This is a genomic window from Streptomyces sp. W16 (assembly GCF_033194735.1).
Taxonomy (GTDB): Bacteria; Actinomycetota; Actinomycetes; order Streptomycetales; family Streptomycetaceae; genus Streptomyces.
In genome coordinates this window covers 1-2,423 of sequence record NZ_JAWOAI010000887.1, presented here as the reverse complement: position 1 = coordinate 2,423, position 2,423 = coordinate 1, and the positions used below count along the sequence as shown (strand labels likewise).

At 69.6% G+C, this 2,423-nt stretch carries 3 protein-coding genes and 1 pseudogene; 2 read left to right on the top strand and 2 right to left on the bottom strand.

The genetic code is table 11. The features are described from left to right. Nucleotides 1-249: pseudogene (locus R6V09_RS50950) on the bottom strand (ATP-binding protein); the annotation flags it as partial. Between the two features lie 531 nt (nt 250-780). Here R6V09_RS50950 and R6V09_RS50945 point away from each other — a divergent pair. Next, nucleotides 781-1,182 carry a hypothetical protein gene (locus R6V09_RS50945; protein WP_317888220.1) on the top strand — a complete coding sequence of 134 codons (402 nt, stop codon included), beginning with the start codon at nt 781-783 and terminating at the stop codon, nt 1,180-1,182. A 35-nt stretch (nt 1,183-1,217) separates the two neighbouring features. On the opposite strand, the gene R6V09_RS50940 is transcribed toward R6V09_RS50945, so the two are convergent. After that, a complete protein-coding gene (locus tag R6V09_RS50940; RefSeq protein ID WP_317888219.1) occupies nt 1,218-1,598 on the bottom strand; it encodes a winged helix-turn-helix transcriptional regulator in 381 nt (126 codons plus the stop codon). 108 nt (nt 1,599-1,706) lie between these two features. Between R6V09_RS50940 and R6V09_RS50935 the strand changes: the two genes are divergently transcribed. Next, nucleotides 1,707-2,114 (top strand): RidA family protein, encoded by a 408-nt coding sequence (locus R6V09_RS50935; protein WP_317888221.1) that lies wholly within the window; start codon nt 1,707-1,709, stop codon nt 2,112-2,114. Nucleotides 2,115-2,423: the final 309 nt, after the last annotated feature.

Genomic DNA, 2,423 nt, shown 5'->3' with positions numbered 1-2,423 from the left:
CACCGACGTGGCTCCGGCGAGGACGCCCCAGAGGGTGAGGCTGGTCCGTGCTCCGGTGGAGCGGACGGTGAACAGGACGGCCGCGCTGGCGCTCAGCGCGACCGCGACGGGTGGTAGCACGGCGAGGCGCAGGAGTTGGGATCGTATGTGCGTCTCGGGCAGCGCGGGCACGGGTCGGGCGGCCGGTCGCCCGTGCTGGCCGCCCTCACGGCGGTCTGCGCGTGCGGCCGGTGCACGGAGTTGAGACATCGGCGTCCTCGTACTGGTGCGTCGGACCTGATTTGCTCGCGCGGGGTGCGCGATTCGGGCATACGCCATCGCGGTGCCGGTCGGCAGAGCCGAAAAAATCGGCCCTGCGTCGCCCGGCGGACACTCACAGTAGTCGTCAACGCATCAGGTGCGGTGGGCAGTTGACAAAGTCCCACGGGGAGCGTCCCGCTCTGGTATGAGGCCTCGCACGACAGACCGATAACCCCGGCGACCGGATGCCGAAGAAGGACAAAGAATCGATCGCCCCTGATCGGAACCGGTCATGAACGGGCGCAGGGCACCGAGGAGTTCGATGCCGCCCGGCTCCGCCGTTCGCCCGCTCCGAGCTCGGCGGCCGGGCCGACGGAGCGATTTCGGGCGGTCCGTCCCGCCCTCCGCCGTGGCCCCGGCACGTCACAGGCAGTGTCCGCCGAAGCTCGTCCGCGGAGCGTGCGGAACCGATCTTGTCCGGGTGATGTCTGGACGTGAGTGGCGTCTCTTCTGTTTCTGATACTGGTCTTCTCGCCGCTCATGACACCGTTCGTGTTCGTGGCCGCAGCCGTGGCGCTCGCCTGGCGGGCCTACCACCGGCTGCCGGTCGGCGGGTGGCATCTGCCGAGCGTCGAGACCTGTGTGCTGGTGGCGGTCATGGCCGGCTCGGCGGCACTCGGCGCGTACACGTGGGGCGCCATGTCGGGGTTCTACATCCTGGACCCGGACCAGATGTGTGCGGCGAAGGGGGTGGCGGGCGATCATGTCGTGACGCGGATGACGTTGCCGGTCAGTTCGCAGTGCGTCACGTCGGACGGAGTGGGCACCGAGTTGGTGCCGGGCTGGGTGAACCCCGTGATCTTCATGGGACTCCCCCTGCTGGTGCTCGCCCTCGCGACGGGGACCTACGGGGGAGTCCGCCGGCTCCTTGCCCTGCGCTGAGGCGTTGCGGCCCGCCCAGCGAGGGGTGTCGACCGTCAGGTGTCGAATCGGCGGCGGGCGGCCTCGATGTGGCCGAGGTACCGGTGGGTCCAGCCGCACATGGCGTCGACCGTCGCCCGCAGGCCCTGACCCGATTCGGTGAGGGTGTACTCGACCCGCGGCGGCACGGTGGGGTGCACCTCGCGCTCGACCAGGCCGTTGCGCTCCAGCATGCGCAGATTCTGGGTGAGCATCTTGTGGCTGATGCCCTCGATCTCGTTCCGCAGCTCGCTGAAGCGCAGGGTGCCCTCGCCGAGGGCCTCGATGATCAGGAACGCCCACTTGTTGGCGACGTCGGAGAAGATCTCCCGCGCCAGGGAGTCGGCGCGCCTGAGGTCCGCCTCGTCCGGCGAGTCGCCGAACTGCTTGGTCACCATTGGGTTCCCCAGTCACCGAAAAGTGCGTTCTTCCAGGTCAGCGCCAACTCTCCTACGGTTCCCGAGTAACCACAAGTGACCGAGAACGACGAGAACGAGGTGGGCGACATGGCCATCACCCTGCTGAATCCCAGCGGACTGCCCGAGATCCCGGTCTACCGGCAGGTGTCGATCGCGACGGGATCGAAGCTGGTCTTCGTCGCCGGGCAGGTCGCCTGGGACGCCGAGGGGGTCACGGTCGGCGAAGGCGACCTCGCCGCCCAGGTCGAGCGGAGCTATCTCAACGTCGGCACCGCGCTGGCCGTGGCCGGAGCGTCCTTCGACGACGTGGCGAAGCTGACCGTCTACGTCGTCGACTGGACCCCCGACAAGATGCCCCTGTTCTTGGAGGGGGTCGCCCGGGCCGCCGAGAAACTGGGCACGACCCCGATGGCGCCGGGCACACTGATCGGCGTCGCGTCCCTGGACGTACCCGATCATCTGGTCGAGGTCGAGGTGACGGCGATCATCGACTGACCGGTCCGGGGCCGCGGTCGCGCCGACCCGCGATATCCGAACCCGGGCCCGGACCTGGGCCTGGGCCTGGGCCTGAACCCGGACCCGAGTCCTGACCTGGACCTGGACAGTTATGCCCGGACCGGTCCACGCTGCGGGGTCCCGGGACGCGCGACCGCGACCCCGCCAACACGTGCCCGTGCCCGTGCCCATCCAGGGGCGGTCACTCCTGCCGACGCCCGCTCGCCCCGGTCAGAGCCGATCGCCCGCCCGCGTCAGCGCTCGTTCGCCAGGTCGAGTTCCGCAGGAGTGGCCGCCGGCTTGGACTCC